This is a genomic window from Kutzneria sp. NPDC052558 (assembly GCF_044547355.1).
Lineage (GTDB): Bacteria > Actinomycetota > Actinomycetes > Mycobacteriales > Pseudonocardiaceae > Kutzneria.
The window spans coordinates 30,514-55,216 of the sequence record NZ_JBIUAG010000040.1 but is presented as its reverse complement, the minus strand read 5'-3'; the positions used below and the strand labels follow the sequence as shown (position 1 = coordinate 55,216).

General features: G+C 71.8%; 23 protein-coding genes. 22 read left to right on the top strand and 1 reads right to left on the bottom strand.

Annotated elements, in window-relative coordinates; translation table 11 throughout:
* The first annotated feature begins 18 nt into the window (after positions 1–18).
* From def to ACIG5F_RS42825, 13 genes are all read left to right on the top strand, one after another.
* A complete protein-coding gene (gene def, locus ACIG5F_RS42885; RefSeq protein WP_396525979.1) occupies positions 19–567 on the top strand; it encodes a peptide deformylase in 549 nt (182 codons plus the stop codon).
* The gene (gene fmt, locus ACIG5F_RS42880) at positions 567–1,496 is read left to right on the top strand and encodes a methionyl-tRNA formyltransferase (RefSeq protein ID WP_396525978.1); all 930 of its coding nucleotides are present in this window, start codon (positions 567–569) and stop codon (positions 1,494–1,496) included. The genes def and fmt overlap by 1 nt, the downstream gene beginning before the upstream one ends.
* Positions 1,493–2,920, top strand: a complete 1,428-nt coding sequence (locus ACIG5F_RS42875) for an RsmB/NOP family class I SAM-dependent RNA methyltransferase (protein ID WP_396525977.1) — start codon at positions 1,493–1,495, stop codon at positions 2,918–2,920. Before fmt ends, ACIG5F_RS42875 begins: the two co-directional genes overlap by 4 nt.
* A gap of 103 nt (positions 2,921–3,023) precedes the next feature.
* Positions 3,024–3,593: a hypothetical protein gene (locus ACIG5F_RS42870; protein WP_396525976.1), complete on the top strand. Its 570-nt coding sequence runs from the start codon at positions 3,024–3,026 to the stop codon at positions 3,591–3,593.
* Positions 3,594–3,614: 21 nt separating this feature from the next.
* Positions 3,615–4,541 carry an ATP-binding cassette domain-containing protein gene (locus ACIG5F_RS42865; RefSeq protein ID WP_396525975.1) on the top strand — a complete coding sequence of 309 codons (927 nt, stop codon included), beginning with the start codon at positions 3,615–3,617 and terminating at the stop codon, positions 4,539–4,541.
* A gap of 4 nt (positions 4,542–4,545) precedes the next feature.
* Positions 4,546–5,310, top strand: coding sequence for a hypothetical protein (locus ACIG5F_RS42860; RefSeq protein ID WP_396525974.1), 765 nt, complete (start codon positions 4,546–4,548; stop codon positions 5,308–5,310).
* 94 nt (positions 5,311–5,404) lie between these two features.
* Positions 5,405–6,049 (top strand): ribulose-phosphate 3-epimerase, encoded by a 645-nt coding sequence (gene rpe / locus ACIG5F_RS42855; protein ID WP_396526015.1) that lies wholly within the window; start codon positions 5,405–5,407, stop codon positions 6,047–6,049.
* Entirely contained in the window at positions 6,046–7,071 is a 1,026-nt protein-coding gene (gene ribD / locus ACIG5F_RS42850; protein ID WP_396525973.1) for a bifunctional diaminohydroxyphosphoribosylaminopyrimidine deaminase/5-amino-6-(5-phosphoribosylamino)uracil reductase RibD, read from the top strand. The genes rpe and ribD overlap by 4 nt, the downstream gene beginning before the upstream one ends.
* Before the next feature lie 13 nt (positions 7,072–7,084).
* Positions 7,085–7,702 (top strand): riboflavin synthase, encoded by a 618-nt coding sequence (locus ACIG5F_RS42845; RefSeq protein WP_396525972.1) that lies wholly within the window; start codon positions 7,085–7,087, stop codon positions 7,700–7,702.
* Positions 7,699–8,967 (top strand): bifunctional 3,4-dihydroxy-2-butanone-4-phosphate synthase/GTP cyclohydrolase II, encoded by a 1,269-nt coding sequence (locus ACIG5F_RS42840; protein ID WP_396525971.1) that lies wholly within the window; start codon positions 7,699–7,701, stop codon positions 8,965–8,967. The genes ACIG5F_RS42845 and ACIG5F_RS42840 overlap by 4 nt, the downstream gene beginning before the upstream one ends.
* A complete protein-coding gene (gene ribH, locus ACIG5F_RS42835) occupies positions 8,964–9,464 on the top strand; it encodes a 6,7-dimethyl-8-ribityllumazine synthase (RefSeq protein WP_396525970.1) in 501 nt (166 codons plus the stop codon). Before ACIG5F_RS42840 ends, ribH begins: the two co-directional genes overlap by 4 nt.
* Entirely contained in the window at positions 9,461–9,934 is a 474-nt protein-coding gene (locus ACIG5F_RS42830; RefSeq protein ID WP_396525969.1) for a PH domain-containing protein, read from the top strand. The genes ribH and ACIG5F_RS42830 overlap by 4 nt, the downstream gene beginning before the upstream one ends.
* Before the next feature lie 108 nt (positions 9,935–10,042).
* Positions 10,043–14,527, top strand: coding sequence for a tetratricopeptide repeat protein (locus ACIG5F_RS42825; protein ID WP_396525968.1), 4,485 nt, complete (start codon positions 10,043–10,045; stop codon positions 14,525–14,527).
* Positions 14,528–14,598: 71 nt separating this feature from the next.
* Here the strand turns inward: ACIG5F_RS42825 and ACIG5F_RS42820 are convergent, their stop codons facing one another.
* Positions 14,599–16,026 (bottom strand): helix-turn-helix domain-containing protein, encoded by a 1,428-nt coding sequence (locus ACIG5F_RS42820; RefSeq protein WP_396525967.1) that lies wholly within the window; start codon positions 16,024–16,026, stop codon positions 14,599–14,601.
* 367 nt (positions 16,027–16,393) lie between these two features.
* Between ACIG5F_RS42820 and ACIG5F_RS42815 the strand changes: the two genes are divergently transcribed.
* From ACIG5F_RS42815 to ACIG5F_RS42775, 9 genes are all read left to right on the top strand, one after another.
* Positions 16,394–16,894, top strand: coding sequence for a hypothetical protein (locus tag ACIG5F_RS42815; protein ID WP_396525966.1), 501 nt, complete (start codon positions 16,394–16,396; stop codon positions 16,892–16,894).
* 221 nt (positions 16,895–17,115) lie between these two features.
* Complete coding sequence (locus ACIG5F_RS42810) at positions 17,116–17,583, top strand: Rieske (2Fe-2S) protein (protein WP_396525965.1); 468 nt, start codon at positions 17,116–17,118, stop codon at positions 17,581–17,583.
* A 68-nt stretch (positions 17,584–17,651) separates the two neighbouring features.
* Positions 17,652–19,598 carry an excinuclease ABC subunit UvrC gene (gene uvrC / locus ACIG5F_RS42805; protein ID WP_396525964.1) on the top strand — a complete coding sequence of 649 codons (1,947 nt, stop codon included), beginning with the start codon at positions 17,652–17,654 and terminating at the stop codon, positions 19,596–19,598.
* Between the two features lie 29 nt (positions 19,599–19,627).
* Positions 19,628–20,485, top strand: coding sequence for an RNase adapter RapZ (rapZ, locus tag ACIG5F_RS42800; protein WP_396526014.1), 858 nt, complete (start codon positions 19,628–19,630; stop codon positions 20,483–20,485).
* 35 nt (positions 20,486–20,520) lie between these two features.
* Entirely contained in the window at positions 20,521–21,480 is a 960-nt protein-coding gene (gene yvcK, locus ACIG5F_RS42795; protein WP_396526013.1) for a uridine diphosphate-N-acetylglucosamine-binding protein YvcK, read from the top strand.
* A gap of 22 nt (positions 21,481–21,502) precedes the next feature.
* Positions 21,503–22,498: a DNA-binding protein WhiA gene (gene whiA, locus ACIG5F_RS42790; protein ID WP_396525963.1), complete on the top strand. Its 996-nt coding sequence runs from the start codon at positions 21,503–21,505 to the stop codon at positions 22,496–22,498.
* Between the two features lie 12 nt (positions 22,499–22,510).
* Entirely contained in the window at positions 22,511–23,023 is a 513-nt protein-coding gene (locus tag ACIG5F_RS42785; RefSeq protein ID WP_396525962.1) for an AAA family ATPase, read from the top strand.
* 83 nt (positions 23,024–23,106) lie between these two features.
* Positions 23,107–23,850 carry a Crp/Fnr family transcriptional regulator gene (locus ACIG5F_RS42780; protein ID WP_396525961.1) on the top strand — a complete coding sequence of 248 codons (744 nt, stop codon included), beginning with the start codon at positions 23,107–23,109 and terminating at the stop codon, positions 23,848–23,850.
* Between the two features lie 23 nt (positions 23,851–23,873).
* Positions 23,874–24,638 (top strand): hypothetical protein, encoded by a 765-nt coding sequence (locus ACIG5F_RS42775; protein ID WP_396525960.1) that lies wholly within the window; start codon positions 23,874–23,876, stop codon positions 24,636–24,638.
* Positions 24,639–24,703: the final 65 nt, after the last annotated feature.

The window sequence follows — 24,703 nt, the reverse complement described above, 5'->3', positions numbered from 1 at the left end:
TCCAGCCCAGGGAGACCAGTGACAGTCCAGCCCATCCGCCTGTTCGGGGACCCGGTGCTGCGCACCCGCGCCGCCGAGGTCACCGACTTCGACAAGGAACTCCGCGGCCTGGTCGCCGACCTGTGGGAGACCATGGAGGACAAGGGCGGCGCCGGCCTGGCCGCGCCGCAGCTGGGCGTGGGGCTGCGGGTGTTCACGTATCACTGCGACGGCTTCGCGGGCCACCTGGTCAATCCCACCTTCGACGTCGTGGGCGAGGAGATGCAGGACGGCCCCGAGGGCTGTCTGTCCATCCCCGGCATGTCCTGGGACTGCAAGCGGCACCTGCACGTGGTGGCCAAGGGCTGGAACATGCACGGCGAGCCGATCGAGGTGGAGGGCAGCGAGCTGCTGGCCCGCTGCATCCAGCACGAGTCCGACCACCTGGACGGCGTGCTGTTCCTGGACCGGCTGGACCCGCAGACCCGCAAGGAGGCCATGAAGGCCATCCGCGAGGCGGAGTGGTTCGCCGGTTCGGTGCCCACGATCAAGCAGAGCCCGCACAGCCTGTTCGGCGGTGGCCACTGATGCGGCTGGTCTTCGCCGGCACGCCCGAGGTGGCGCTGCCGTCGCTGCGGGCCCTGATCGCGTCCGAACGGCACGAGGTGGCGGCGGTCGTGACCCGGCCGGACGCCCCGGCCGGCCGCGGCCGGCACCTGGTCCGCAGCCCCGTGGGCGCGCTGGCCGACGAGCACGGGATCGAGGTGCTGACGCCGGAGAAGGCGGGCGCGCCGGAGTTCCTGGAGCGGCTGCGGGAGATCGGCCCCGACTGCTGCCCGGTCGTCGCCTACGGCGCGCTGCTGCCGCAGCGGACGCTGGACGTGCCGCCGCAGGGCTGGGTGAACCTGCACTTCTCGCTGCTGCCGGCCTGGCGTGGCGCGGCCCCGGTGCAGGCCTCGATCCGGGCCGGCGACGAGATCACCGGCGCGAGCACGTTCCGCATCGTCAAGGAGCTGGACGCCGGCCCGGTGTTCGGCGCGCTGACGGTCGAGGTCGGCGAGCACGAGACGGCCGGCGAGCTGCTGGACCGGCTGGCGGTCGCCGGGGCGGACCTGCTGGTCGCGACCCTGGACGGCATCGAGGACGGCACGCTGGTGGCCCGCGAGCAGCCGGCCGACGACAGCGTCAGCTACGCGGGCAAGATCACCGTGGACGACGCGCACCTGGACTTCGCGCACCCCGCGGTCGCGGTGGACCGGCTGGCCCGGGCGGTGACGCCGGAGCCGGGGGCCTGGGCGCTGTTCCGGGGCGAGCGGCTGAAGCTGGGCCCGGTGCGGCCGTCCGATGTGGACGACCTGGCCGCCGGCGAGATCCGGGTGGAGCGCAAGCGCGTGCTGGTCGGCACCTCCACGGTTGCGGTGCAGCTGGGCGAGGTGCAGGCGCAGGGCAAGAAGCGGATGGCCGCGACCGACTGGGCGCGCGGCACCAGGATCGAAGCAGGGGAGCGGTTGGCGTGACGGAGCGAAGCGGCGGACCGGGCAGGCGTCCGTCGAGGCCGCAACGCCAGCACCCGCCGGCGAGGCGGCAGGGTCCGCGCCGGCCGCCGGAGGACGACCCGGCCCGCCAGGCGGCCTGGGACACGCTCAAGGCGATCCGCGAGCGGGACGCCTACGCCAACCTGGTGCTGCCGAAGCTGTTGCGGGAGCGGCGGATCAGCGGCCGGGACGCGGCGCTGGCCACCGAGCTGGCCTACGGCGCGGCCCGGGCCAAGGGGCTGCTGGACGAGATCATCGCCGCCTGCTCGGACCGCCCGCTGTCCGAAATAGACGGACCGTTCCTGGACGCGATGCGGCTGGGCGCCTACCAGCTGCTGCGCACCAGGATTCCCTCGCACGCCGCGGTGGCGTCCACTGTGGACCTGGTGCGGTCGGCGCACGGCTCGGGGCCGGCCGGCTTCGTCAACGCCGTGCTGCGCCGGATCGGCGAGCAGGACGAGGCGGCCTGGGTGGACAAGCTGGCCCCAGAGGACCCGATCGGCCGGCTGGCGCTGGCCAACGCCCACCCCAAGTGGATCGCGCAAGCGTTTGCCGATGCCTTGGGGGACAAGGGAGACGACCTCGCCGCCGCGCTCAAGGCCGACGACGCCCGGCCGGCCGTGCACCTGGCCGCGCGGCCGGGCGAGATCAGCAACGAGGAACTCGCCGCCATCGTCGGCGGCGACGTCGCGCCCTACTCGCCGTACGGCGTGCACCTGGAGGCCGGCTCCGGCGACCCCGGCGACCTGGAGCCCGTGCGCGAGCGGTTCGCCGCCGTGCAGGACGAGGGCAGCCAGCTGTGCGCCCTGGCCCTGACTCGCGCGCCGCTTGAGGGCCGGGACGAGCGGTGGCTGGACCTGTGCGCCGGCCCCGGCGGCAAAGCCGTCCTGCTGGGCGCGCTGGCCCACCTCCAGGGCGCCACCCTCGACGCCGTGGAGAAGGCCCCGCACCGCGCCGAGCTGGTGCGCAAGGCCGCCACCGGCCTCGACATCACCGTGCACGTCGCCGACGGCCGCGACCCCGGCCTGCCCGAGGGCAGCTTCGACCGGGTGTTGGTCGACGCCCCGTGCACCGGCCTGGGCGCGCTGCGCCGCCGCCCCGAGGCCCGCTGGCGTCGCAAGCCCGACGACGTCGCCGAGCTCACCAAGCTCCAGCGTGAGCTGCTGACCTCGGCGCTGCGCCTGGTCCGTCCCGGCGGCATCGTCGCCTACGTCGTCTGCTCGCCCCACCTGCGGGAGACCATCGGCGTCACCAGCGACATCGTCCGCAAGGGACTGGCCGATGCCGTCGACACCAGGGAGCTGTTCCCGGGCGTTCCGCTGCTCGGCGACGGGCCCCACGTGCAGCTCTGGCCGCACCGGCACGGTGCCGACGCCATGTTCTGCCAGCTGCTGCGACGCCCCTGAACAGCGTAAACCGGGCCGCCACACGGCTCGATCGGGTGTCAGATCGCTAACGGCGGCGCTGTTCGGCGGCGGGACCGGCGCGGTCGTCGTAGCGTCGCGCAGCATGACCACACCTCAGGACCCGTACGGGCAGGGCCAGCCCAACCCGTACACGCCGGGACAGCCCAACCCGTACGGACAGAACCAGCCGAGCTACCCGCCGCCGGCGCCACCACTGCACGAGGGTGAGCTGCGTGGCGCGCAGAACCTGCCCGCGCCCCAGCCGGTGCAGATCTCGTTCTGGCTGTGGGTGGCGACCGTCGTGCTGGGCATCGTCAGCGCGGTCGTCGGCTTCGCGCAGCGCGACACGCTGTTGGCCACGCTGCGCGCGGCCAACACCCAGCAGCTGAGTGAAGACGCGTTGCAGACCGTCGCCACGGTGAGCCTGGCCTTCGCGGCCGTCATCGCGGTCGTCTTCGCCGGGTTGTACCTGCTGTTCGCGTTCAAGGCGCGGGCCGGGCGCAACTGGGCCCGGATCGTGCTGACCGTGCTCACCGCTCTCCGGGTGGTGTTCCTGGCGACCGGGTTCTCGGTGTTGAACCTGCTCACGGTGCTGGCGGCCGTGGCCGCCACGGTGCTGCTGTTCCTGCCGGAGGCGAACCAGTTCTACACCGCGTCGAAGCGGGTCCGGTAGCACCAGCCGAGGAGAGTGGCCGTGATCGAAGCCGTTGGCCTCACCAAACGCTACGGGCCGACGCTCGCGGTGGACGACCTGTCGTTCACCGTGAAGCCCGGCCGGGTCACCGGGTTTCTCGGGCCGAACGGCGCCGGCAAGTCCACCACGATGCGACTGATCCTCGGTTTGGACCGGCCATCGGCCGGCGTGGTGCGCATCGACGGCAAGACCTATCACGAGCTGGAGCGGCCGCTGCGCGCGGTCGGCGCGCTGCTGGACGCGAAGTGGACGCATCCCAACCGCTCCGCGTACGCGCATCTGTTGTGGCTGGCCAAGTCCAACGGCCTGCCGACCCGCCGCGTGCACGAGGTCCTGGACCTGGTCGGACTGGCCGCGGTGGCCAAGCGGCGGGCCGGCGGCTACTCACTGGGCATGTCCCAGCGGCTGGGCATCGCCGCCGCGCTGCTGGGCGATCCCGGGGTGCTGCTGTTCGACGAGCCGGTCAACGGCCTGGATCCCGAGGGCATCGTCTGGATCCGCACGTTCATGAAGAGCCTGGCCGCCGAGGGCCGCACCGTGCTGGTGTCCAGCCACCTGCTGTCGGAGATGTCGGTGACCGCCGACGAGCTCATCGTGATCGGCCGGGGCAAGCTGATCACCCAGTGCGGCACCGCCGAGTTCATCGAGCAGGCCTCGGCGGCCCGGGTGTTCGTGCGCAGCCCCCAGCTGCCGGCGCTGCGGACTGCGCTGGCCGGCAAGGGTTTCACCGCCGAGGACGACGGCGAGGGCCTGCGGGTGCACGGCGCGACCACCGAGGAGATCGGCGACATCGCGGCGGCGATCGGCGCGGTGGTGCACGAGCTGAGCCCGCAGCGCGGTTCGCTGGAGGAGGCGTTCATGGCGTTGACCGAGGACGAGGTGGACTACCGCACCACCGAGGCCGACGTCGTCACGGAAGGGGCCTGACGTCATGGCGCTGCTGACCGTGGAGCGCATCAAGCTGTTCTCCACCCGTTCGCCGTGGTGGTGCGTGATCCTGGCCGTCGCCCTGACGGTCGGCTTCACCATCCTGTTGGTGGCCAACAGCGGCGGCCTGCTGCCGCTGACCGTGAGCACCACCCAGCTCGCGCACAACTTCGGGCTGATGGTGATCATGGTCATGGCGACCCTGGCCATCACCACCGAGTACCGGTTCGGCACGATCAAGGCGACCTTCCAGGCGGTGCCCGACCGCACCGCCGTGCTGCTGGCCAAGACCGTCGTGGTCGCGGCGCTGGCCGGCGTGGTCGGCGAGGTCGTGGCGTTCGCGTGCTGGGGCGTGTCCCGGCTGATCAAGCCGGACGCCGACCTGGCGTTGCAGACGGCCGGCGACTGGCGCAACGTCGCCGGGGTCGGGCTGGTCTTCGCCGGCGGGGCGGTGCTGGCGCTGGGCGTTGGCCTGCTGGTCCGGCAGACCGCGGCGGCGGTGGCGGCGATCCTGGTCTGGTCGCTGCTGGTGGAGAGCCTGGTCGGGCTGATCCCGACGATCGGCGTGAAGATCCAGGCCTGGCTGCCGTTCCTGGTCGCCAGCCACTTCCTGAACGGGGACCAGGCCGCCACCACGGCCGGCGGCCCGGGGGCGACCGGCGGCATCGACTACGCCTTCGGCCCGTGGGTGTCCCTGCTGTACTTCGCCGGGGTCGCGGTCGCGGTGCTGGCCGCCGGCGTGGTCACGGCCAACGTGCGGGACGCGTGAGGTGCGGTGTGACCTACGGCCTATCGGGGCGATCGGCGAGGGACCTAATACATGCGGGTCCGGCAACTAGACTCGGTTCGTGCCACAGTCGCCGCTGATCGCCCCGAGCATCCTGTCCGCCGACTTCGCCCGGCTGGGCGAGGAGGCCAACGCCGTGGCCGGCGCGGACTGGCTGCACGTGGACGTGATGGACGCCCACTTCGTGCCCAACCTGACCCTGGGCCTGCCGGTGGTGCAGGCGATCCGCAAGGCCACCGACATCCCGCTGGACTGCCACCTCATGATCGACGACCCGGACCGCTGGGCCATCGGCTACGCGGAGGCCGGGGCCTACAACGTGACGGTGCACGTGGAGGCGGCCAAGGACCCGGTGAAGATCGCCAAGGACCTGCGGGCCGCCGGCGCGAAGGCCGGCCTGTCGGTCAAGCCGGGCACGCCGCTGGAGCCCTATGTGGACGTCCTCAAGCACTACGACACGCTGCTGGTCATGTCGGTGGAGCCGGGCTTCGGCGGCCAGTCGTTCATGCCGGAGGTGCTGGACAAGGTGCGCACGGCCCGCCGGCTGGTCGACACCGGCCACCTGACGCTGGTGGTGGAGATCGACGGCGGCATCAACGACGACACCATCGAGCAGGCGGCCGACGCCGGCGTGGACTGCTTCGTGGCCGGCTCGGCGGTGTACGGCGCCGCGGATCCGGCCGAGGCGGTCCGCAAGCTCCGGGCCAAGGCGGCGCGATGAGCCCCGGGGCAGTCGACACGGCGATGCGCGCGGCGATCGAGGCCAGCGAGCGGACACGGGGCTTCACCAGCCCGAACCCGCCGGTGGGCGCGGTGATCGTGGCCGCCGACGGGACGATCGCCGGCGTCGGCGCGACGCAGCCGCCCGGCGGCCCGCACGCTGAGGTCATGGCCCTGCGCGCGGCGGGGGAGCGCGCCCAAGGCGGCACCGCCTACGTGACCCTGGAGCCGTGCTCGCATTACGGCCGCACGCCGCCGTGCACGCAGGCATTGCTGGCCGCGGGCATCAAGCAGGTGCACTACGCAGTGTCCGACCCCAACCCCCGAGCGGCTGGCGGGGCCGACGTGCTGCGGGCCGCGGGCGTGGCGGTCGAGGGCGGCCTGCTGGCTGAAGACGTGGAGCGGGGGCCGCTGCGGGCGTGGCTGCACTACGCGCGCACGGGCCGTCCACATGTGACATGGAAGTACGCGGCGAGCCTGGACGGCCGGGTCGCGGCCGCCGACGGCACGAGCCGCTGGATCAGCTCCCCGACCTCACGGGCCGAGGTGCACGACATCCGCCGCAAGGTGGACGCCATCGTCGCCGGCGCCGGCACCGTGCGCACCGACGACCCGCAGCTGACCGCCCGCGAGGAGGACGGCACGCTCGCCACGCGGCAGCCGCTGCGCGTGGTCGTCGGCGTCGGCGAAATAGACCCCGCCGCCCGCGTGTTGGACGACGCGGCGGAGACGCTGCACGTGCGGAGCCACGACCCCGACGAGGTGTTGGCCGCACTGGCCGAACGGGGAGTGGTGGACGTGCTGCTGGAGGGCGGGCCGCGACTGGCCGGTGCGTTCCTCCAGGCCCACCGCGTGGACCGCGCCCTCGTCTACGTCGCGCCGATGCTGCTCGGGGCCGGCCCCGCCGCGCTGCTGGACGCCGGCGTGAACACCATCACCCAGGCGCTGCCTTTCGGCATCGAAGACGTCACCATGAGCGGACCCGACGTGCGGATCTCCGCAGTGCCGGTCAAGACCGAGTAAGAGGGAGATCCCCGTGTTCACCGGGATTGTGGAGGAACTGGGCGAGATCGTCGCCGTTGAGCAGCTGCCCAACGCGGCGCGGTTGACCGTGCGGGGCCCGCTGGTCGTGTCCGACGCCAAGCACGGCGACTCGATCGCCGTGAACGGGGTGTGCCTGACGGTGGTGGAGACCACCGAGGACACGTTCACCGTGGACGTCGTGGACGAGTCGTTGCAGCGGTCCAGCCTGGACAAGATCCACGAGGGCGACCGGGTCAACCTGGAGCGCGCGATGGCCGCCGGCCAGCGCCTCGGCGGCCACATCGTGCAGGGCCACGTGGACGGCGTCGGCCTGTTCCTGGAGCACAACGACGGCGGCCTGACCAAGTTCGCCATCCCGGCCTCGCTGTCGCGCTACCTGGTGCGGAAGGGCTCGGTCACCATCGACGGCATCTCGCTGACCGTCGTGGACGTCACCGACGACACCTTCTCGGTCGCGCTGATCCCGACCACACTGGAGCTGACCACGATGGGCCGCCGCCAGCCCGGCGACCGGGTCAACATCGAGGTCGACGTGCTGGCCAAGTACGTGGAGCGACTGGCCACGCCGCATCTCGCCGCGCTCAAGGCGTCGCACGAGGAGGTCCGGTGAGCAACCCCATCAGCGCGAACGCCGCCATCGAGCAGGCCATCGCCGACATCGCCGCCGGCAAGGCGGTCGTGGTGGTCGACGACGAGGACCGTGAGAACGAGGGCGACCTGATCTTCGCGGCCGAGAAGGCCACGCCCGAGCTGATCGCCTTCATGGTCCGCTACACATCCGGCTACATCTGCGTGCCGCTGCCCGAGTCGGTGTGCGACCGGCTGGACCTGCCGCCGATGTTCCACACCAACCAGGACGCCCGCGGCACCGCCTACACGGTGACCGTGGACGCCCGGCAGGGCGTCACCACCGGCATCTCCGCCGCCGACCGCGCGCACACCATCCGGCTGCTGGCCGACCCGCAGTCGGTGCCCGGCGACTTCAACCGGCCCGGCCACGTGGTGCCGCTGCGCGCCCGCGAGGGCGGCGTGCTGCGCCGCGCCGGCCACACCGAGGCGGCGGTGGACCTGGCCCAGCTGGCCGGTCTCCAGCCGGCCGGCGTGCTGTGCGAGATCGTCAGCCAGAAGGACGAGGGCGACATGGCCCGCCGCGACGAGCTGACCGTGTTCGCCGCGGAGCACGAGCTCCAGATGATCACCATCGCCGACCTGATCGCCTACCGCCGCCGTACCGAGCGGCACGTGATCCGGGTGGCCGACGCCCGCATCCCCACCGCGCACGGCGAGTTCACCGCCGTCGGCTACGACTCGAAGCTGGACGGCATCGAGCACATCGCGCTGGTCAAGGGCGAGATCGGCGACGGCGAGGACCTGCTGGTCCGCGTGCACTCCGAGTGCCTGACCGGCGACGTGTTCGGCTCGCTGCGCTGCGACTGCGGCCCGCAGCTGGACGCGGCCATGGAGGCCGTCGCCGCCGAAGGCCGCGGTGTCGTGCTCTACATGCGTGGGCACGAGGGCCGGGGCATCGGCCTGCTGCACAAGCTCCAGGCCTACCAGTTGCAGGACAACGGCGCGGACACCGTGGACGCCAACCTGGCCCAGGGCCTGCCGGCCGACGCCCGCGACTACGGCACCGGCGCGCAGATCCTGGTCGACCTGGGCATCAAGTCGATGCGGCTGCTCACCAACAACCCGGACAAGCGCGTGGGCCTGGAGGGATACGGCCTGAAGGTGGTCGACCGGGTGCCGCTGCCGGTATGGCCGAACCCGGAGAACCTGCGCTACCTGAGGACCAAGCGCGACCGCATGGGACACGACCTGCATCATCTAGAGCAGTACGAATCCTCCAGCGATGATGACGGAGCGCAGCGATGAGTGGCGACGGCCGGCCGACCATCCCGGTGCCGCAGTGGTGTGAGGACCTGCGGCTGGCGGTGGTGGCCACCCGATGGCACGAGACGATCACCAACAACCTGCTGGAGCGGGCCCTGAACGCGGCGGCCAAGGCTGGCGTCAAGGAGCCGACCGTGGTCCGCGTGGCCGGGGCGGTGGAGCTGCCGGTGGTGTGCCAGGCCCTGGCCAAGCACCATGACGCGGTGGTGGCGCTGGGCGTGGTGATCCGCGGCGGCACCCCGCACTTCGAGTACGTGTGCGATGCCGTGACCGCCGGGCTGACCCGGGTGTCGCTGGACGAGGGCACGCCGATCGGCAACGGCGTGCTCACCTGCGCCACCGAGCAGCAGGCGCTGGACCGCTGCGGCATGCCGTCCTCGGCCGAGGACAAGGGTTTCGAGGCGTGTGTCGCCGCCCTGGACACCGCCGTGCAGCTGCGCAACATCCACAAGCCGTGGACGGATCGGGGGCTGGCGTGAGCGAGAATGTGAGCGCTCCGGTCACCTTTCGGCCCCGTCGGGTGCGGTTCGTCGCCGTGCCGGTGGCCGTCGGCCTCGTCGCCGTGTTCGTGGTGATCGCGGTCCTGCTGCGCAACACCCCGACCGGCGCCTACTTCGAGCTGTCCGACCAGATCGCCATGGCGATGGTGGGCGTGCTGCTGGCGTGTGGCGTGCTGCTGCTGACCCGGCCGCGGGTGCGGGCCCGGGCGGAGTGGATCGAGGTCCGCAACCTGCTGGGGGCCACCCGGTACCAGTGGAGCGAGGTGCGGGGGCTCAGCTTCCCCGACGGCGCGGCCTGGGCCCGGCTCGACCTGCCGGCCGACGAGTACATCTCGATCATGGCCGTGCAGGCCGCCGACGGCGCCCGCGCGGTCACCGCCATGCGGGCCCTGCGCGCCCTCTACAAGGACGCGACCGCCTACACCGAGGCCACCACACAACCGCACTGACAAATGTGTGGATGCCTCAAGGGGCAGCGATGTCCCTTTGTGGCGGGTATGCGGCGATATGCGAGGGATGCTGTGGCTCACTGACCACTGAGCCAGGAGACATCCGTGATGCGAGCCGTTCGACGGCGCGCGGTGCTGGGCGGGCTGCTGACGGCCGCCGTTCTGGGCACCACGCTGGTCGTGCCCCCGCAGGCCTCCGCCGCGATCGACCAGAACGCGTTGGCCAACGTCCTTGTCGGCGACTACGTGCGCGTCGCCGACAAGGACCGCGACTACGCCAAGGACCTCGTCACCAGCGCCGAGCTGCTGGACTGGCGGGCCGCTCATCCCGAGAAGGACGAGAAGGCGCAGGCCGACCACGCCGCCATCGTGCTGACGGCGATCGACAAGGCCCTGCCCGACGGCGCCGCCATGGGCCAGGACTACGAGATCGCCGGCGCCGCGCTGATCGCCCTGCACGGCGTGCCCGACGCCATGGTGACCGGGCCCAAGATCGACAAGCTGATGGCCGCGCTGCTGGCCCGGGACACCCGGCCGCTGTCCGGCAAGGTGATGGACCGCCTGTCCAGCTCGTTGCAGGTGTACTCCTGGAACGTCGGCTACGAGACCGCGCAGTCCGAGGTCTGGGCCGGCGTGGCCAGCACCGCCCGGGCCGACGCGAAGTTCGACAACGCCTGGTTCACCGCGCTCGGCTCGCGGGTCGGCGGCGGCTTCCGGGCCAAGAGCTCGGCGGTGCAGATCTCCGCGATCCCCGAGTTCCAGAAGTACTTCGACGCCGGCCAGTTCCTCAAGCTGGAGAACCAGCCCGACCAGCTCAAGCTGTTCACCCTGGACAAGATGCGCGAGCAGATCTCGGCCACCGAGACCGAGATCAAGAACGACATGTCCAAGATGAAGGACGCCAAGCCGGACCCGGGCAAGACCCAGGAGCAGCTCAACAAGGAGCAGCAGGGCCGGCAGGAGATCATCGACGGCGCCAAGAGCGCCTTCGACGGCCTGGCCTGGTTCCTGGGCGCGACCGGCGACCCGGGGGCGGCCAGGGACCTCAAGGCGTTCGCCAACGGCGCGATCCAGGTCGCGACCGCCGTGAACAAGTGCATCACGGCGTTCCAAGCGATCAGCGCCGTGGTCTCACTGGCCACCGTCGCCTTCACCGGCAACGTTATCGGCGCGATCACCACGCTGGTGGGTCTGTTCGGCGGGGCAGGCCCGGACATCAACAAGATGATCCTCGACGAGATCCACAGCCTGCGGCTGGACATCCAGCAGCTGCACTCCGACATGCTCACCCAGTTCGAGCGGATCGACCAGCGCCTGTCCGACATGTACACCCGCATCGACGAGCAGATGACCGCCATCGACGCCAAGGTCGACGTGGTCAAGCACAACATCGACGCGATCGTGGGGCAGCTCGTCTCGCTCGACAGCCGGTTCCGCACCCTGGGGGCCGACACCGCCAAGGGCTTCCAGGGCGTGCTGGTCCAGCCCACCTTGCAGAACGCCGACACCGTGATCGACTACCGGCTGACCCACCCCACCGAGCCGGTGACCGAGAAGATGTACGCCGACGCCGACCAGGTGTTCCACCTGGCCGGGACCCAGACCCCGGCGACGCCGGGCGTGTTCATCGCCGACGCCGCCGCGCTGGACATCCCGACCGCGCTGGACCAGCTGGCCAAGTACGGCCCGCACGGCGCCATGAACTACCTGGCCAACCTGGCCAACGCCAAGTGGGCCGCGAACATCGGGTTGCCGGACCAGACCGGCAACCCCGACATGTGGAAGCTCAGCGCCAACGCCCTCACCCTGATGATGGCCCAGAACCCGGCCCTTGCCCGGAGCAAGGGCAGCCTGACCTGGGCCAAGGAGGTGCTCGGCCAGGGCAGGGACATGGTCGCCGCGGCGCAGAAGTTCGGCCGGCCGGGCCAGGACGGCGGGACCAGCGCGCTGTTCACCGGCCTGGCGGGCGAGTACACCAAGGAACTGGTCGACTACTTCACCAAGCAGATCCAGCCGTTGGAACGCAGCATCACAGTCGACAAGGGCTTCCCCGAGTACAACCTGTGGGCCGGCCCGACCCAGTCCGTCACCCCGATCGACGGCACCGACGCCGACGACCAGGTCAGCATGTGCAACTCCGGCGACCTGAGCAAGCGCATCGACCGGCCGAACACCATGAAGGGCTCGGACCTGCCGACGTCGACCCTGTTGGCGCGCAACATCTTCGGGCCCCGCCCCGGCAACCCCGCCCGCGTCGGCTACCCGAAGCGGCCCGGCTACAGCGTCTGCTGGTACGCGAGCTTCGAGAACGAGCACGAGTCCACCGTGCAGTACGAGTGCCCGGTCGCCGACCACAGCTACACCTGCACGGAGGTCACCACCTACGACGACCTCGAGGTGCAGATCAACCAGACCACCTGCTTCGACGACTGCAGCATCGAGGGTCCGGACCGGGCCTCCCGCTGGGGCAAGGACGTCGTCAAGAAGAGCATCATGCGCAAGCGCTGCGTGACCAGCAGCCAGAACGGTTTCACCACCTGCCACGACTTCGAGACGGATCCGCGCGAGGTGCTGCTGCGGGACTGGAAGTCGACCTACCGGAACCTGTTCGAGCAGAGCGCGACCATCACGGTCTCGGAGCCGACCGAGGCCGAGGCCAAGGCCCGCGTGACCGCCTTCCTCAAGGACCGGCAGGCCGACTACTACCGGCTGGCCGCCAGCGAGACCAACGACAAGAAGCTGGCCGAGCCGATGACCAACGTCGTGCGGCTGATGCGGGCCTACACCGACCTGGCCTTCCCGCGGTCCTCGCTGTCCGACGACCAGCTGCGGGGCCTGCTCTACGGCAATCACCTGCTGATCGCCAACTTCCCTGCCGGGGAGGGCCAGCAGGAGGTGCTGAACCGGACCTTCCTGACCGCCGCGGCCAACGTGGTCAAGGACATCCCGGCGTGGAAGTCCGACCAGTTCGACGGCCCTGACGGCAGGGACTGCGAGCGGCTGCCCGGGCTGACCAGCGCCGACCCGTTCGTGGTGTGCATGGCCTGGAACGCCAAGCTGCGGCTGGACAAGCTGGGCGAGCGGTTGGCGGCGCACTTCAAGCAGCCGACCGACGAGAGCCTGCCCGACACCCAGAACCAGCTGCGGAACCTGTGGCTGGCCATCAAGACCACCTACCCCGACGCCGGCGACCTCGGCGGGCCCATCGACCCGGCGCCGACGACCGTCCAGGTCGACGCCGACTACGACGGCGACCACAAGACCGACAGCGCGTTCTGGCGGCCGGCCGACGGCACCTGGTCGGTGCAGCCGAGGACCGGCGGCCCGACGCAGACCGTCCACTTGGGACAGCCGGGCGACCTGCCGGTGCCGGCCGACTACGACGGCAGCGGCAAGGCCCAGCCGGCGGTGGTCCGGCCGTCGGAGAGCCGGTTCTACGCCCGGCAGCTGTCCGGCGACACCCCGGCCGCCACCCAGGAGTGGCTGCGGCCCGACTACAAGCCCGTGCCCGCCGACTACGGCAAGATGCAGCTGCTCGCGCAGCGGCTGAGCACGCTGGCGTTCCAGTTCGCCAACGGCGGCAAGGGAACCGACGCGCCGACGCCGCAGACCTGGTCCCGCGACATCTACCGCAAGCTCGCGCAGGCGGATCCGGGCTTCCGGTCGTCGCTGGCCCACGAGTCGGTGGTCCTCGGCTCGCTGCTGGACGGCGCCGGCCGCAAGCAGGAGGCGATCGCCCCGTCCCAGGAAGGCGTGGACCTCTATCGGGCGCTCGGCGACAAGCCCAACCTGGCGTGGGCGCTGAACAACCTCGCCTACCGGTTCTCGGCAGCCGGCCGCACCGCCGATGCCCCGGTGGCGCAGCGGGAATCCCGCGACGTCTACCGGGCGCTGGGCGACCCGTACCGGTCGCAGCTGGCCAGCGCGTCGGTGATCCTCGGCTCGTTCGACCAGAGCGCCGGCCTGCACGACGAGGCCGTGACGGTGTCGCGGGAAGGCGCCGACATCTTCCGGGCGCTCGGCGACAAGCCGCAGCTGGCGTGGGCGCTGACCAACCTGGCCTACCGGCTCTCCGCGGCCGGCAAGGCGGCCGACGCCCCGACCCCGGCCCAGGAGGCGCGCGACATCTACCGGTCGCTCGGCTCGGCCTACCGGTCGCAGGCGGCCAACGCGGCGGTGCTGCTCGGCTCGTTCCTGACCACCGCCGGCCGGCATGACGAGGCGATCGCCGCCGCACGTGAAGGCGTGGACGGCTACCGACAGCTCGGCGATCAGGTGCAGCTGGCCTGGGCGCTGAACAACCTCGGCTTCCGGTGCTCCGCCGCCGGCAAGCCCGCCGACGCCGTCACCGCCGAACGGGAGTCGCGGGACATCTACCGCACGCTGGCCAAGGCCGATCTCCGGACCTACCAGCCGTACTGGGCCGAGGCCGCGTTCCTGCTCGGCAGCTGGCTGAAGCAGGCCAACCAGCTCCCGGAGGCCCGCACCGCCGCCCAGGAAGCCGTCGACCAGTTCACCGTCCTGGCCGCCGCCAACCCGGGCTACGCCACCCGCCTCAAGGACGCGCAGACCCTCCGCGCCTCCCTCGGCTAACCGCCTTTGATGTTTGGAAGGGGGCTTTCCTCCACTCCGAGTGGAGGAAAGCCCCCTTCCAAACTTTGGTGCTACGCGGTGCGGACCGCGCGGATGGCGTCCTGGACCTCGCGCACGGCGTTGATCTGGCGGTAGTGCGCCGACTCCGTGACGAAGTCCTGGAGCTTGCGCCGGACCCGGCCCGACCGCAGCCGCACCACCATCGGCAGCACGGACTGGATCAGCTCGCAGGCCGCCTCCGGCTCGCCGGTGGCCAGCCGAGTGCGGGCCAGGCCGATCACGTCGAACACCCGGCTGCGCACCTTGGACGGGTCGCGCAGCGCCAGCGCCCGGCGGATGTGCCGCTCGGCCAGCATGGCCTGGGTGGGATCGTGGCGGGCCAGGTCCCGCAGCCGGGCCCCGATCACCCCCTCCATCTCGGCCTCGTCGAACGACGCGTTCCAGCGCGGCTCCGTCGTCCGGTCCCGGGCGGCGAAGCACTCCTGGGCGTGGCCGACCGCCCGGTGGAACTCGTGCACCCGGCCCATCAGCGCGTACGCCCAGGCCTCGCGGGTGTGCAGCAGCGCCCGCAGCCCCGGCGTGGCCGTGCGGCGGGTGCCGTACTGGCCCAGCTGCACCAGCTCCAGCCCGTCCTCGGGCCGGCCCAGGTCGAACATCTGCCGGGCCATCGAGGCCAGGCACAGCGCGCCGAACGGCTCGTTGCGGCTGGCCTTGGCCATCCGCACCGCCAGCACGTAGTAGCGCTGGGCCGAGTCGTGCAGGCCGGCGTCGAACGACATGCTGGCCGCCATCTTGGCCAGCTCGGCGCCGACCTGGAAGGCCTGCTGCGTGTTGGGCGAGTCCGGCGCCCGGCGCAGCCGCTCGGCCAGCTCGTTGAGCTGCCCCAGCACCGCCTTGCGGGCGATCCCGCCGCCGCCGGACCAGCCGCGCAGGCCGTCGACGACCATCCGCATCGCCGCCAGCTCGTCGGCTCCGATGGCGCCGCCCGCCGCCCACTTGGCCAGCGGTTGCAGCGGCGTCAGCCAGTGCTGCATCGGTTCGACGAGGGCAGGTCCTACCGTCACCGCGGCGCCTGCGGTCAGCGCCGCCCTTCTGCTGAGAGTCAAGTCGCTCCTCGTCACCTCTTCGACGGACCGGGCAGTGCTCAACGCGTCCCAGGACGGCGTGAAGACGTCCTGGGCTCCTGAGCCCTCGGGGTCACGGGGTCGGGGAGGACCCGTGCGGTCGAACCAGAGACGTTCGGGCGGCACCCCGAGCACCTCGGCGAACGCGCGCAGCTTGTCGATCCGGTCGATCGGGTTCTCGCCGTTCTCGTACCGGGACAGCTGCGCCTGGCTGATGCCCAGCCAGCCCGCCATCCGATCCTGGGTGATCCGGTGCGGATGCTGGGGATGGTGGCGGTACGCTCCGATCAGGACGCCCATGTTCTGGTCGGCGAAGGCCTCGGCGAGCACCGGGTGGTCCCAGAAGCCCTCCGGCAGCGGTGGTGGTCCGAACACCTCGGTCCGCGCGCCGCGGCGGCACGCGGTGCACAGGCGATCCGAGTTGTCGGACGCGATGCGGGCGCCACACGGACATGTTCGTCCGGTGCTGGCTTGCCGTAACCCGACCGGTTCCATGGCACCTCGCCCCCGTCACTGAGCGTGTTCACAGTGTAATCGCTGGTAGAGGCGTGTCTATTCACTTCATGCATGAAACCGCCGACCCTTCATCCGGACCGGTGATGCAGCAGCTGGATACAACCCATCCGGGTACGGATTGGAACGGACCGGCGTGTCGGCGCACGCTGCTGGCACACCAGGGCGCCCGGCGACGAACCCGCCGGCCACCGCCGCAGCGACCGCCCCACCCGGGAGGACGTCCGCCATGCGTACCTCGACCCAGCCGCCACGAGCCCCGCAGGCCGTCGTGCAGCCGCCGCAGCCGCCCGAGAGCAGCTTCGGCCGGACCCTTGGCGAGGTCGTCGCCAACTACCGGATGCTCGGCTGGAAGGTCAACGTCACCGAGCAGGGCGTGCTGCTGCCGCTCGGGCCGACCACCACCGCGCTCGTGATGCCGGCCCGCATCGGCTCCGCCGTGCTGGCCGAGCTGCGGGCCCGCATGCTCTCCGGGCCCACCCTGGTCATCCCCAGCCCGCAGGAGAACTGGGTGTTCCTGGCCGAGCTGGTGGCGTTGCTGCCGGCCCAGCTGCGCACCCCGTCCGAGATCCGGTTCGTGCGCTCGCCCAGCAGCATCGTGCTGCCGCCCACCATGACTCCCTACGGGCGGGTCCGGTGGGCCAACGCCCCGTCCTTCAGCCGGCACTGGCTGCCGCCGTTCACCGCCGTGCTGGCCGTGGCCCGCACCATCGCCAGCACCGCCAACTAGGCCCTGTCGCGGGGAAGTCGGCGTCCACCCGCGTTCGGGGCGCGGGCGGGCGCCGACCTTCGCCGGATATGCCGTCGGCATCGCATTCCGTCGGCATTCTGAGCATATTCCGAGCTGCTTATTTCCGGGCGATTCACAGGCAATACGGATGAACCGCTGATCGGGCTGCCACGTGTATCTGGTGGACTGTGTCTTCCCACCACGTCGCACGGAGGCTCGTTTTGAAGACGCCCGAGGTCATCGCCAACCCGAACCGTCGCCAGGTGCTCTGCGGCCTGGTCGCCGCGCTGGTCGCCGGCGGCGCGGTCACGACGGCGTGCAGCACCACCGCCAGCAGCGGCGCTTCGGGCACCAACACCAACGGTGGCCAGCCCCCGGCCGCGGCCGGCACCGAGGTCGCCAAGCTGGCCCAGGTGCCGGTCGGCGGCGGCCTGCTCGTCGACGCCCCCGGCGGCAGCGGCAGCAAGCTCCTGCTGGTCCAGCCGGCCGCCGGCGAGGTCAAGGCGTTCAGCGCCACCTGCCCGCACCAGGGCGTCACCGTCGCCGCCCCGGTCGGCGGCACCATCACCTGCCCCGGCCACGGCAGCCAGTTCGACGCCGCCACCGGCGCCCTCAAGAAGGGCCCGGCCACGACCGGCCTGACCGCGGTCAACGTGAAGGTCGACGGGGCCGCCGTGGTGCTGGCCTGACCGGCCCTCCCGCACGCGGTCGCCGACCGCGTGCGGGAACTGTCGGACCACCGCCGTAGGCTTGACGGGTGGCCGACCCGTCGACCTATCGCCCAGCACCAGGCACGATCCCCGACAACCCTGGCGTGTACAAGTTCCGCGACCAGCACCGCCGGGTGATCTACGTCGGCAAGGCCAAGAGCCTGCGCAGTCGCCTGTCCTCGTACTTCGCCGACGTCACGACGCTGCATCCGCGGACCGCGCAGATGGTGACCACGGCGGCCAGCGTCGAGTGGACGGTGGTGGCGACCGAGGTCGAGGCGCTCCAGCTGGAGTACTCCTGGATCAAGGAGTTCGATCCGCGCTTCAACGTCCGCTATCGGGACGACAAGTCGTACCCGGTGCTGGCGGTGACGCTGAACGAGGAATTCCCGCGCCTGCACGTCTATCGCGGCCCCCGTCGCAAGGGCGTGCGCTATTTCGGCCCGTACTCGCACGCGTGGGCCATCCGCGAGACGCTGGACCTGCTGCTGCGGGTCTTCCCGGCCCGAACCTGCTCCAACGGGGTGTTCAAGCGGCACGGCCAGATCGGCCGGCCGTGCCTGCTCGGCTACATCGACAAGTGCTCGGCCCCGTGCGTGGGCAAGGTGTCGGCGGCCGAGCACCGGGCCATCGTCGAGGACTTCTGCGACTTCCTGGCCGGCCGGACCGACGGCCTGGTCAAGCGGCTGGAGCGGGAGATGCTGGCCGCCTCCGAGCAGTTGGAGTTCGAGCGGGCGGCCCGCCTGCGCGACGACCTGAACGCGGCCAAGATGGCGCTGGAGAAGCAGGCGGTCGTGCTCGGCGACGGCACCGACGCCGACGTCGTGGCCTTCGCCCAGGACGAGCTGGAGGCCTCGGTCCAGGTCTTCCACGTGCGCGGCGGCCGGGTCCGGGGCCAGCGGGGCTGGGTGATCGACAAGGTCGAGGAGACCGACACCGCCGGCCTCGTCGACCAGTTCCTCAGCCAGTTCTACGGCGACCAGGCCGACATGGCCGAGGGCGCGGAGCAGACCGGCAGCGCGGTGCCGCGCGAGGTGCTGGTGCCGGAGCTGCCCGACGACGCCGAGGCCATCGCCGACTGGCTGTCGGGGCTGCGAGGGTCCCGGGTCCAGCTGCGGATCCCGCAGCGGGGCGACAAGCGGGCGCTGATGGAGGTCGTGGAGCGCAACGCCAAGGAGGCGTTCGCCCAGCACAAGCTCCGCCGCGCCGGCGACCTGACCGCGCGGTCGGCGGCGCTCCAGGAGCTCCAGGACGCCCTCGGCCTGGACTCGGCGCCGCTGCGCATCGAGTGCACCGACGTCAGCCACGTGCAGGGCACCGACGTCGTGGCCTCGCTGGTGGTCTTCGAGGACGGCCTGGCCCGCAAGTCCGAGTACCGCCGGTTCGCGATCCGGGAGGGCGCGGAGGGCGGCGACGTGGGCTCGATCGCCGAGGTCGTCCGCCGCCGCTTCGCCCGCTACCAGCAGGAGACCGCCGCCCCGGTCGATCCCGACCGCCCCGGCATCGACCCGGAGACCGGCAAGCCGCGTAGGTTCGCGTATCCGCCGAACCTGCTGGTGGTGGACGGCGGCGCGCCGCAGGTGGCGGTGGCCGCGGACGTGCTGGCCGAGCTCGGCGTCACCGACGTCGCCGTGATCGGCCTGGCCAAGCGCCTGGAGGAGGTGTGGGTGCCCGGCGAACCCGATCCGGTGATCCTGCCCCGCACCAGCGAGGCGCTGTACCTGTTGCAGCGCGTGCGGGACGAGGCGCACCGCTTCGCCATCTCCTACCACCGGCAGAAGCGCGGCCAGCGCATGACGGTCTCGGAGCTGGACCAGGTGCCCGGCCTCGGCCAGAGCCGCAAGGCGGCGCTGCTCAAGCACTTCGGCTCGGTGCGCAAGCTGCGTGAGGCCACCGTGGATGAGATCAGCGGGGTGCCCGGCGTGGGCCGGCGCACCGCGGAAGCCGTACACGCGACCCTGGCGAGTGCCGGGAAGGAAGGGGAGCAACAGTGAACGCACCCGCCGCCACCAACAAGTCCGGCATCGAGGTCGCCGTCGTCACCGGGTTGTCCGGTGCCGGCCGCAGCACCGCCGCCAAATGCCTGGAGGACCTGGGCTGGTTCGTCGTCGACAACCTGCCGCCGGAGCTGATCGCCACCATGGTCGAGCTGGGCGCGCAGGCCCGGGGCGCGATCACCCGGGTCGCGGTCGTGATGGACGTGCGCAGCCGCGCCTTCACCGACGATCTGGCCGCCATCATCAAGGACCTGGACGCCCGCGGCTACAAGCCGCGCGTGCTGTTCCTGGAGGCCACCGACGACGTGCTGGTGCGCCGGTTCGAGTCGGTCCGCCGCGGCCACCCGTTGCAGGCCGACGGCCGGCTGGCCGACGGCATCGCCGCCGAGCGCCTGCTGCTGACCCCGCTGCGGGAGGCGGCCGACCTGGTGCTGGACACCAGCGCCCTGTCGGTGCACCAGCTGCGGGCCAAGATCGAGGACACCTTCGGCAGCGAGACCAGCGCCCGCACCCGGGTCACCGTGCTGTCCTTCGGCTACAAGTACGGCCTGCCGATGGACGCCGACCTGGTGATGGACGTGCGCTTCCTGCCCAACCCGTTCTGGATCCCGGAGCTGCGCGAGCAGACCGGCCTGGACGCCGACGTGCGCAACTACGTGCTCAGCCAGGAGGGCGCGGAGGAGTTCCTGGACCGCTACCACGAGCTGCTCAAGCTGATCGGCGCCGGCTACCGCCGCGAGGGCAAGCGCTACCTGACCTTGGCGGTGGGCTGCACCGGTGGTAAGCACCGAAGTGTGGCGATTTCCGAAGAACTTTCAGCTCTGCTGTCCACGGAGGACGGGATGACCGTCAAGGTCGTGCACCGCGACCTGGGGCGCGAGTGATCCCCGTGCAGCCGTCCGGCGCGCATGACAAACCCCTGCGGGCGGTGGCCCTCGGCGGGGGCCACGGCCTTCAGGCGACGCTGCGCGCCCTGCGGCTGCTCACCCCGGACGTGACGGCCGTGGTCACCGTGGCCGACGACGGCGGCTCCTCGGGCCGCCTGCGCCGCGAGCTCGGCCTGCTGCCGCCCGGCGACCTGCGCAAGGCCCTGGCCGCGCTGGCCGCCGAGGACGACGCCGGCCGCATGTGGTCGGAGGTGTTCCAGCACCGCTTCGGCGGCAACGGGGCGCTGGCCGGCCACGCCGTGGGCAACCTGCTGATCGCCGGCCTGCTGGAGACCCTGGGCGACCCGGTGGCCGTGCTGGACGAGGTGGCCCGGCTGATGGGCCTGCGCGGGCGCGTCTTACCGATGTGCAACGTGCCGCTGGACATCGAGGCGGACGTGACCGGGCTGGACGAGGACGTCACCGCGGTTCGCCGGATCAGGGGACAGGTGGCGGTCGCCACCACACCCGGACAGGTGCAGCGGATCCGGCTGCGGGCCGACCGCAACGGCCCGCCGACCGCCTGCCCGCAGGCGGTCCAGGCGGTGCTCGACGCGGACGTGGTGCTGCTCGGACCTGGATCTTGGTTCACCAGCGTGCTGCCGCACCTGCTGGTGCCGGAGCTGCACGAGGCCCTGGTCGACACCGCCGCGTGCAAGGTGGTTGTGCTCAACCTGGTCCCCCAACCAGGTGAGACCGCCGGTTTCTCCCCCGAACGGCACTTGGACGTACTCTGCCAACACGCACCGAGGCTGCGGGTGGACGCCGTGGTCGCCGACGGGGACTCGGTGCCCACCCCGGAACGGCTGCGCACCGCCGCGGCCTCGCTGGGGGCGACGGCGCACCTGTCCACCGTGACGGCCGGGGGCGCCGCCGACCGGCACGACCCGGCGGCGCTCGCGCTGAGCCTGCGGGACGCGCTGCAACTGCACGGACTGCACGACCGAGTGTGACGAGAAGCGGAGGGCACCACCCGTGGCGATGACCGGCGCGGTCAAGGACGAGCTGAGCCGGCTGGCCGTGGCCAAGACCTGTTGCCGCCGGGCCGAGGTCTCCTCGCTGCTGCGGTTCGCCGGCGGCCTGCACATCGTGGCCGGCCGGGTCGTGGTCGAGGCCGAGCTGGACACCGGCTCGGCCGCGCGCCGGCTGCGCAAGGAGATCCACGACCTGTTCGGGCACCACTCCGACGTGCACGTGCTCACCTCCGGCGGGCTGCGCAAGGGCACCCGCTGGGTGGTGCGCGTGGTCAAGGACGGCGAGGGCCTGGCCCGGCAGACCGGCCTGCTGGACCCGCGCGGCCGCCCGGTGCGGGGGCTGCCCGCGCCGGTGGTGTCCGGCGGCACCTGCGACTCCGAGGCGGCCTGGCGCGGCGCGTTCCTGGCCCACGGCTCGCTGACCGAGCCCGGCCGGTCCAGCGCGCTGGAGGTGACCTGTCCGGGGCCGGAGGCGGCGCTGGCGCTGGTCGGCGCGGCCCGGCGGATGGGCATCCAGGCCAAGTCCCGCGAGGTGCGCGGGGCCGACCGGGTCGTGGTCCGCGACGGCGACGCCATCGGCGCGCTGCTGACCCGGCTGGGGGCGCACGATTCGGTGATGGCCTGGGAGGAGCGGCGGATGCGCCGCGAGGTCCGGGCCACCGCCAACCGGCTGGCCAACTTCGACGACGCCAACCTGCGCCGCTCGGCCCGGGCCGCTGTCGCCGCCGCCGCCCGGGTGGAGCGGGCGCTGGACATCCTCGGGCCGTCCGCGCCCAACCACCTGGTCACCGCCGGCCGGCTGCGGCTGAGCAACCGCCAGGCGTCGTTGGAGGAGCTGGGGCAGCTGTCCGAGCCGCCGATGACCAAGGACGCGGTGGCCGGCCGGATCCGCCGGCTGCTGGCCATGGCCGACAAGCGGGCGCACGAGCTGGGCCTGCCCGACACCGAGTCGGCCGTCACTCCGGAGATGTTGGACGTCGAGGAGGCCGACGTCTGATATCCCTGACCGGTGCTCACAGTGATCGGCGGGCTACCGGCCACGGGTAAGACGACGGTGTCCACCGCCCTGGCCCGGGCGACCCGGGCCTCGTACCTGCGCGTGGACACCGTCGAGGCGACCATCGTGCGGCACTCCGAGCTGACCCACCCGCTCGGCGTCGTCGGCTACGCCGTGGCCCATTCCCTTGCCCTGGAACAACTTCGGCTCGGGCTGGACGTCGTCGTCGAGTGCGTCAACGCCCTGGCCGTGATCCGCGACGGCTGGGTGGACACCGCGAAGGAGGCCGGCGCCGGGCTGCTGGAGGTCGAGCTCGTCTGCTCCGACGTCCCCGCCCACCGGCGCCGGATCGCCACCCGCGAGGTCGACATCCCCGACCTGCCCCTGCCGTCCTGGGCCGAGGTCCAGGCCCGCGCCTACGAGCCCTGGGACCGTGATCACCTGGTCCTCGACACCGCCGTCGTGTCCGTGGACGCCGCCGTCACGACGATTCAGCGCGCGCAAACCGCGCATTCCGGGCGTTGAGGCGGTGCCACCCGATCCAGACCTTGCTGGGCGAGCGCCGCTGCCGAGACCATGGCTGCGCTCGTCGCTGAGGGGAACGTGAGATGACCGAGGACCACCGGTTAGCCGACCAGGTCCGCACCCTGCTGCGAAACTCCGGGCGCTCCCGGCCGTTCCGGCGGGGCGAGGTGCTCATCGCGGAGGGCGCGCCGGCCGACGAGGTGCTGCTGATCGAGGCGGGCAAGGTCAAGGTGGTGCTGCACGGCCCCAACGGCGCGGACTCCATTCTCGGCTTCTACGGCTCGGGCGAGCTGATGGGGGAGATGGGTGTGATGGGGGACCGGCCGCGCAGCGCGGACGTGATCGCCCGGACGCCCGGCGCCGCCGTGCACGTGGACGCGCACACCTTTCGGACCCTGGTGCGCGACCACCCGCCGCTGGCGGCCCACGTCACCGACGTGCTGAGCAAGCGGCTGTTCCAGGCCGACCAGCGCCAACGGCTGCACGCCTCGTTCGAGGTGTCGGTGCGGGTGGCGCGGCAGCTGTTGAGCTGGGCCCAGTCCAGCGGCGAGCCGGCCGGCGCCGGCGGGCTGCGGGTCAGGGGCCTGACCCAGCTGGAGATCGCCCAGTTCGTGACGGCGTCGGCCAAGACCGTGGACCACGTGCTCAAGCAGTTGCGGTCCGACAAGCTGCTGGAGACCGGCCGGCGCAGCTACGTGCTGCCCGACCCGCAGCTGCTGGAGCGGTGCCTGGCCGATCCCGACTGGCGGCCCGGCCGTGGCGATGTCTCCCGCTTTTCCGGGAGACCGGACAACTTCGCGCCCCCAGACTCCACTCGTGCGTGCTGACCATCGGCCATCTGGAGGATTTAGTGGACACTGTCGCGGAATTCCGAGCCCTGCTGGGCGTGGACGTCATCGACTCCGCGAGCACCGCACCGCACCTGCTGCCCCAGGTCCCGACCGTGCTGCAGACGCTGCTCGGGGCGGGCATGGACGTGGTCGGGATCAGCCGTGACGACGCCGTCGACACGCAGTACACCGGGGACGGCTGGCTCTACGCCTTCCCGACCGCGCTGCTGGGCCGGGTCGTGGACCTGGGCCACGCGCTGGACGCGATCGTGGCCGAGCACAACAAATGGAACAAGCTGGAGCTGCGGCTGCGGCTGGCCGTCGAGGTGGGCCCGCTGCCGGACGGGCCGGGCTTCCACCCGTCCAACATCACCCGGGCCCGGCTGCTGGAGGCGCCGGCGTTCAAGGTGCTGGCCCGCCGCTGCATCGCCGCGCGCCCGGACGGCTCGATGAGCACCGCGATGATCGTCTCCGACGCCGTGTACCAGCCGGTCTTCCGCTCCGACTACACCAAGGTCGCCCGCAGGACCGACTACGCCGCGCTGACCGTGACCAACAAGGAGTTCGCCGCCCAGGCCTGGGTCGCCGTGCCCGGCTTCGACGCCCGCACGCTGGCCACCATGATCGCCGAGGACCAGGCGCCGTCGCCGGCCCCGGCAAAGAAGAAGGACAAGCCCGCGCGCTCGGGCGACACCGTCAAGACCGTGGTCAACGGCACGGTGAAGAACAGCATCGTGGCCGGCATCATCAAGGGCAACGTGACCACCAACGAGGGCGGCGCCTGACCTACCGGGTTCTGTAACAATTCAGGGCCTGCACTGGGCCGAACGGAGCAGTCTCAGCTGGCTCG